4 protein-coding genes and 1 pseudogene are annotated in these 6,539 nt (G+C 72.1%); 1 reads left to right on the top strand and 4 read right to left on the bottom strand.

Annotation, left to right across the window (positions count from 1 at the left end):
• Positions 1 to 579, bottom strand: a 579-nt coding sequence (locus DI269_RS14445) for a hypothetical protein (protein WP_157974994.1), incomplete at its 3' end; no start/stop codon positions are given.
• Between the two features lie 154 nt (positions 580 to 733).
• Between DI269_RS14445 and DI269_RS29120 the strand changes: the two genes are divergently transcribed.
• Positions 734 to 1,738: an SDR family oxidoreductase gene (locus tag DI269_RS29120; protein ID WP_112136978.1), complete on the top strand. Its 1,005-nt coding sequence runs from the start codon at positions 734 to 736 to the stop codon at positions 1,736 to 1,738.
• A 45-nt stretch (positions 1,739 to 1,783) separates the two neighbouring features.
• Here the strand turns inward: DI269_RS29120 and DI269_RS28780 are convergent.
• From DI269_RS28780 to DI269_RS14425, 3 genes and pseudogenes are all read right to left on the bottom strand, one after another.
• A pseudogene (locus DI269_RS28780) lies at positions 1,784 to 3,247 on the bottom strand (serine hydrolase); the annotation flags it as partial.
• A 263-nt stretch (positions 3,248 to 3,510) separates the two neighbouring features.
• Positions 3,511 to 4,749: an exo-beta-N-acetylmuramidase NamZ family protein gene (locus DI269_RS14430; protein ID WP_112136982.1), complete on the bottom strand. Its 1,239-nt coding sequence runs from the start codon at positions 4,747 to 4,749 to the stop codon at positions 3,511 to 3,513.
• Positions 4,750 to 4,770: 21 nt separating this feature from the next.
• Positions 4,771 to 6,539: glycoside hydrolase family 3 protein (locus DI269_RS14425; protein WP_198667438.1), on the bottom strand; the 1,769-nt coding region annotated here is incomplete at its 5' end.

Here is a 6,539-nt window from a genome sequence, read left to right as displayed (position 1 = left end):
CGCGTCGGCGGCGTGCGCGCGCCGGACGGCCCGGGCCGGCTCCGCCAGGGCCTCGGCCGCGCCCTCGTCGGCGCGCCACCCGTACGGGTAGGCGAACCGCGAGTGGGAGTGGTCCATCCACATGAGCACCAGGTCGTCCTCGTGCTCCAGGGTCGCGTACGGCCGCCGGGTGCCGCGCTCGTGCCGCTCGACCTCCCAGCCGCCGCCGGGCCGCGGGCGGGCGGTGAAGTCGGGGTCGTACTCCCAGTTCCAGCCCCCGTCGCCGGTCTCGCGCGGCCCGAAGCGCCCGCGCTGCGCCAGGACCGCCGCGAGCGCGGCCGGGGTCCACGGCGCGGGGAAGAACGTCGCCAGGGCGACCGTCAGCTCCAGCGGCGACAGCTCCGCGCCCTGCCCCTGCTGGCCCAGGACTTCGGCGAGGACCTTGGCCGCCAGCGAGGGCGCGCCCTCGTCGGCGAGCGCCACGTGAAGCTGGAGCGCCCGCGTGAAGCGGACGTGCTCGGCGGGGGAGTCGAAGGGCGGCAGCGGGATCGAGGCGACCGCGGGCCGGCCCCACGGGACGTCGGCGTCAGGTGTGCTCACGTCCCCGATTGTGCCCGGACCCTCCGACACCGCCGCCTAGTCGCCCTGGCCGCGGGTCCCCAGGGTCGACACGCACGCCTCGTTGCCCTCGGGGTCCGACACGAAGTCGCGAGTTAGGGTGGGACCGTCCACCACCTACCGAAAGGGTTCTCACGTGAGCGTCAGCGTGCTGTTCATCGGCGGAACCGGCCGGATCTCCACCTCCTGCGTCCGCGAGGCCCTCGCCCAGGGCCTCGACGTCACCGTCCTCAACCGCGGCCGCACCTCAGAGCGCACCGTCCCCGAAGGGGCCGAAGTCCTCACCGCCGACGCGGGCGACCCCGCCGCCGTGCGCGCCGTCCTCGGCGAGCGCCACTTCGACGCCGTCGTCAACTGGGTCGTGTTCACCCCCGAGCAGGTCCGCCGCGACATCGAGCTCTTCGCGGGCCGCACCGGCCAGTACCTGTTCATCTCCTCCGCGTCGGCCTACCAGACCCCGCCCACGCACCTGCCGGTCACCGAGTCCACGCCGCTGCGCAACCCGTTCTGGCAGTACTCGCGCGACAAGATCGAGTGCGAGGAGATCCTCACCGCCGCCTACCGCGAGGACGGCTTCCCCGCCACGATCGTGCGCCCCTCCCACACCTACGACGAGACCCTGCTGCCCTTCGACGGCGGCTGGACCGTCGTCGAGCGCATGCGCGCCGGCAAGCCCGTCATCGTCCACGGCGACGGCACGTCCCTGTGGACCCTCACCCACGCCCGCGACTTCGCCGTCGGCTTCACCGGGCTCCTCGGCCGGGAGGCCGCGATCGGCGAGGCCTTCCACATCACCGGCGACGAGACCCCGACCTGGAACCAGATCTTCCTCCACGTCGCCGCGGCCGCCGGCGTCCCGGACCCGCTGCTCGTGCACGTCCCCTCAGACGCGATCGCCGCCGCCGACCCCGACTGGGGCCCGGGCCTCCTGGGCGACAAGGCCCACTCGATGGTCTTCGACAACACCAAGGTCAAGACGCTCGTCCCCGAGTTCGGGCGCCGCACCACGCCCTACAAGCTCGGCGCGCGCGAGGTGGTCGCCTGGTACGACGCCCACCCCGAGCACAAGGTGGTCGACGCGGAGCGCGACAAGGTCATGGACTGGCTCGCCGACCGCTACGCCCCGCACCCGATCCGTTAAATCGCGGACCTTCTCCCAGCCGACCGCCTCGACGCCGTCGCCGTCCTCCCAGAGGACGGCGCGGCCCTGGCGCACCTCCACGTCGTCGACGTACACGCCCCGCCCCTGGTAGACCGGGTCCGACGTGTACCGCCAGCGCAGCCGCACACTCCCGTCCGGCAGGGTCGCCGAGGCCCTGATCCACTGGCGCCCAGAGAAACCGGAGAACGCTCCCTCGGTCCGCCAGCAGTGGTCCTCGGTCCGCAGGTCCAGCGGCACCGCCGTCCACGCCGACCCGTCCGGGCTCGCTTCGAGCACCGCCAGGTCGGTCGCCTCGGTGTCGTACCAGAGCGCGAAGCTCGCACTCGCGCAGTCGGTCGCCCGCGGCAGCACCGCCGTCAGCGTCGCGGTCGACGCGTCGACCTGCCCCGCGTACCAGGCGTCCCGGCCGCGCTCGGGCCGCACCGGCACCGCCCGGCCCAGCGGCCGCGAGGCCGCCCGCCGGTACGCGCTGGCCGTCCCCCTATTGCGGGTCGGGTGGACGCGGTTGGTCAGCAGCACCAGCAGCGTGCCCGCGAGCGGGTCGAGCACGATCGACGTGCCCGTGTACCCCGTGTGCCCCACCGTGACCGGCGAGCTCATCGCGTCCATGTACCAGCGCTGCCCCAGCTGCCAGCCGAGTCCGCGCGCCGCGGACTCGCCGAGCCCGGCGTTCATGTCGGTGAAGACCATCCGCGCGGTCGACTCGGAGAGGATCTCGCTGTCGCCGTAGCGGCCGCCGTTGAGGATCATCTGCCCGAACACCGCCAGGTCCCACGCGGTGGAGAAGACGCCCGCGTGCCCGGCGACGCCGCCGAACGCCCACGCGTTCTCGTCGTGGACCTCCCCGTGCACGGTGCCGCGGCCCGTCCACGGCTGGTACTCGGTCGCGGCCGTCCGCGTCCGGTCGGCCGGGTTGTACCCGGTGTCCTTGAGCCCCAGGGGCTCGCACACGTACTCGGCGACGAGCTCGTCGAGGCGCTGGCCGGTGACGCGCTCCAGGACCTTGCCCAGGACGATGAGGTTGAGGTCGGAGTACTCGTAGCCGCTGCCGGGGACGCGGCGCAGCGGCTGCGCGTAGATCGCGGCCATGCGGGCCGCGTCGTCGGGCTTGTTGTAGAGGTTGATGAACGAGATCATCCCCGAGGTGTGCGAGAGCAGCTGCTCCAGTGTGATCGGGGACTTCGCCGGGTCGGCGGAGTCGAACTCCGGCAGGTACTCCACGACCGGGACCTTGAGGTCCACCACGTGGTCGTCGATGAGGCGCCCGGTCACCGCGGCGGTGAACAGCTTCGAGATCGAGGCGAGGTCGTAGACCGTGCCGGTCTCGGCGGGGAGGCGCTCGGACTCGGGGAGCTCGACCGCGGTCTCGGTCTCGTCGTCCCAGCCCGAGTAGCGGAGCCGGTGCCCGCCGGCCTCGTGCACGACGACGACGCCGCGGCGCGCGGCCAGGACGGTGAACCCGGGGAACGAGGGCGCAGAACCCTCCATATAGGACTTGAGTCTCGGGGTGATCAGGTCGACGTGGGCGGCGGTCAACCGCGCTTCCGAACAGGGCCCGTAGCGCAGTTCGCGCGGATGTTCGGGAAAGGTCACGTCGTACGGCCCGGCGCTCGGCGGGCCGGTGAGTTCGGGCATTGAGGGGCGCTCCTCGGCGTTGGCGCGGGAGGCGAGCGCGAGCGCCGACCACAGCACCCCCGCCGCGCCCCCGAGCATGGTTCGACGCTGCATCGTGTCTCCTGGTTATCGTGCCATCACTGAGCGGTGCTGCGATAGAGCAAGTACGACTCTCTTTGCTCGGAAAACGCATCCAATTCGTCGGCCCACAGCGTCGTGACCTCGTCGACGTCCGCGCCGGCCTCGATCGCGAGGCGGACCGCCTGGTTTCCCGTGAGCTTGTCCAGCCAGAACGACGTCACGTCCTGTGACCGCCAGCCGTACTGCGGGAAGGCCCGCCGCTGCGCGACGATCATCGCCAGCGCCGTCCTGATCGGATCGAATTCATCCCTGCGGGTGACTTGCAGTTCGACGCCGCCGCAGACCTTTCCGGACCATTTCGAGAACGACGGGGTGAAATACGCTTCACGGAAGGCAGTGCCCGGCAGCCCCTCCAGCGCCTCCGACCACGCGTGGTCGATCCCGGGCGCGCCGAGGAACTCGAACGGCTTCGTCGTGCCCCGCCCCTCCGACAGCGCGGTGGCCTCGAACAGGCACGTCCCCGGGTAGGCCACGGCCGTGTCCACGGTGGGCATGTTCGGCGACGGCGGCACCCACGGCAGGCCCGTCTCCTCGAAGTACATGCCGCGCCGCCAGTGCTCCATCTTGACGACCGTGAGGTCGACGGCCCCGGCCAGGAACTCGCCGTTGAACAGCCGCGCCAGCTCGCCCACGGTCATCGCGTGCCGCTGCGCGATCGGCTTGAGCCCCACGAACGTCGCGTGCTCGGGGTGGAGCACCGGCCCGCTCGCGGCGAGCGCCGACCCCGGGTTCGGGCGGTCGAGGACGACGAACCGCAGGCCCAGCTGCCCGGCGGCCTCCATCGCCAGGTACATCGTCCAGATGTAGGTGTAGAACCGCGCGCCCACGTCCTGGATGTCGAAGACCACGGTCTCGATCCCGGTCTCGGCGAACAGCTCGGCCATCCGGTCCATGTCGTTGTACGCGTTGTACACCGGCAGCCCGGTCTTGGCGTCGAGGAAGTAGTCCTCGCCCTGCCCGGCCTGCGACACGCCCCGGAACCCGTGCTCGGGCCCGAAGACCGCCGCGATGTCGACCTTCCCGCTGGAGTGCATGAGGTCCACTTCGTGGCTCAGGTCCGGGAGCACCCCGGTGGGGTTCGAGATCACGCCGACCTTCTGGCCCGAGAGGTCGCGGAAGTCCTTGCGGGCCAGCACTTCCACGCCGGTCCTGACCCGCCGCCCGCCGTGGGCCGCTGCGGGTGCGGCGGCCGTGGCCGCGAGTGCGGCGCCGGCGACGGCACCGCCGATGACCATCCTGCGCTTCACGATGTTCTCCTAGTAGCTCAGGCCGTGGCCGAACGGGAACAGGACCGTCGCCGGGTCTTCGGCGCGCGGGATGTCGACCGGCAGGTGCCCGGCTGGATTGACGCCGCCGAGGATCGCGCGGACGGCCGATTCGAGCCCGTCGAGCGAGTACGAGTAGGTCGCCAGGTAGGCGTTGACGTCGTCGGTGAAGTACGCGATCTCGTACGGGTTCTGGACGCCGAGCGCGACCACCGGCACGCCCGTGGCCGCGAGCGCCTGGACGAGCGTCACCTGGCTCGGGTTCGCCTTGGCCCCGTTGACCGACACCACGATCAGGCCCTTGCCGGCGGCGGCGGCCACGGCCGCGTCGATCTGCGCCTGCGTCGGCGCGGTCCCGGTGACCAGGCTCGTCGGGCTCCAGCCGCGGTTGGCGAACTCGGCCGCCAGGCGCGCGCCCGTGGTGACGCCCCAGCCGGTGACGAGCACGGACCCGCCGTCGGTCTGCACCGGCAGCGTCCCGTCGTTGGTCACGAGGGTCGTCGTCCGGTCCGAGAGCGCTTGGGCCGCTTCGATACTTGCCGGAATCCCGACGACGTCGTCGACCTTGTCCGGGTCGGCGTACGGGTTCCCGAAGAGCCCGAGCCGGTACTTCAAACCGAGGATGCGGGTGACGGACTCGTCGATGCGCCGCTCGGGAAGCTCGCCGCTGGCGACCGCGTCGAGGACGGCGTTGAACGCGATGTCGATGTGCTCGGGCATGAGCAGGATGTCCGCGCCCGCCAGGAGCGCGAGCACGGGGATGCGGTCGTCGCCGTAGCCCTCCCGCACGCCCTCCATCCGCAGCGAGTCGGTGATGACGACGCCGTCGTAGCCCAGCTCCTCGCGCAGCAGTCCGGTGAGGATGTCCTCCGAGAGCGTCGCGGGCCGCAGCGAGTCGTCGAGGGCCGGGAACTGGATGTGCGCGGTCATGACCAGGTCCACACCGGACTCGATCGCGGCGCGGAACGGCGGGGCGTCGATCGCCTGCCACTCCTCGTAGGTGTGGTCGATGCGCGGCAGCTCGGCGTGGCTGTCGTCCTCGGTGTCGCCGTGCCCGGGGAAGTGCTTGACCGTCGCGGCGAGGTCGCCGCGCGCCTGGTAGCCCTCGACCTGGGCGGCCACGAACGACGCGACGTGCTCGGCGTCGGACCCGAAGGAGCGCACGCCGATCACGGGATTGGCGGGGTTGACGTTGACGTCGGCGTCGGGCGCGAAGTTCTGGTTCAGGCCCATCGCCCGCAGCTCCTTGCCCGCGATGACGGCCGCGGCGCGGGCGGCCTCGGGGTCGTGGGTGGCGCCCAGCGCCATCGCCCCCGGCAGCTGCGTCGCGGGCGGGCCGATGCGGGTGACGAGGCCGTGCTCCTGGTCGGTGGCGATGAACAGCGGCGTGCCGCAGTCGGCGAGGGCCGCGTCCTGGAGGCCGTTCGACAGGGCCGTGATCTGGTCGGGGTTCGCGACGTTGTTCGACCACGCGAAGTAGATGATCCCGCCGAGGTGGTAGGTCTCCACGAGCTCGGCCGCGTTGTCGACGCCGTGCGCCGTCCGGTTGCTCGCGACGTCCGCTGCGGCGGTCGTGTCGGCGGTCTGCCCGTAGGCGTACGTGGTGAAGAGCTGCCCGACCTTCTCCTCCAGGCTCATGGCCTTGAGGCGGCGCTTGACGAACCAGCGCTCGCCGGGGTTGCCGCGCGCCTGCGCGGTGCCGGCGCTGGCCACCGCGGCCGCGGCCCCGAGGGCGGCGGCGAGCACGGTCCGGCGGGGAT

Origin of the sequence: Glycomyces dulcitolivorans (assembly GCF_003265355.1) — a bacterium.
Classification (GTDB): Bacteria; Actinomycetota; Actinomycetes; order Mycobacteriales; family Micromonosporaceae; genus Glycomyces; species Glycomyces dulcitolivorans.
The sequence above is the reverse complement of the archived record's forward strand: the minus strand, read 5'-3'. Positions and strand labels throughout refer to the sequence as shown.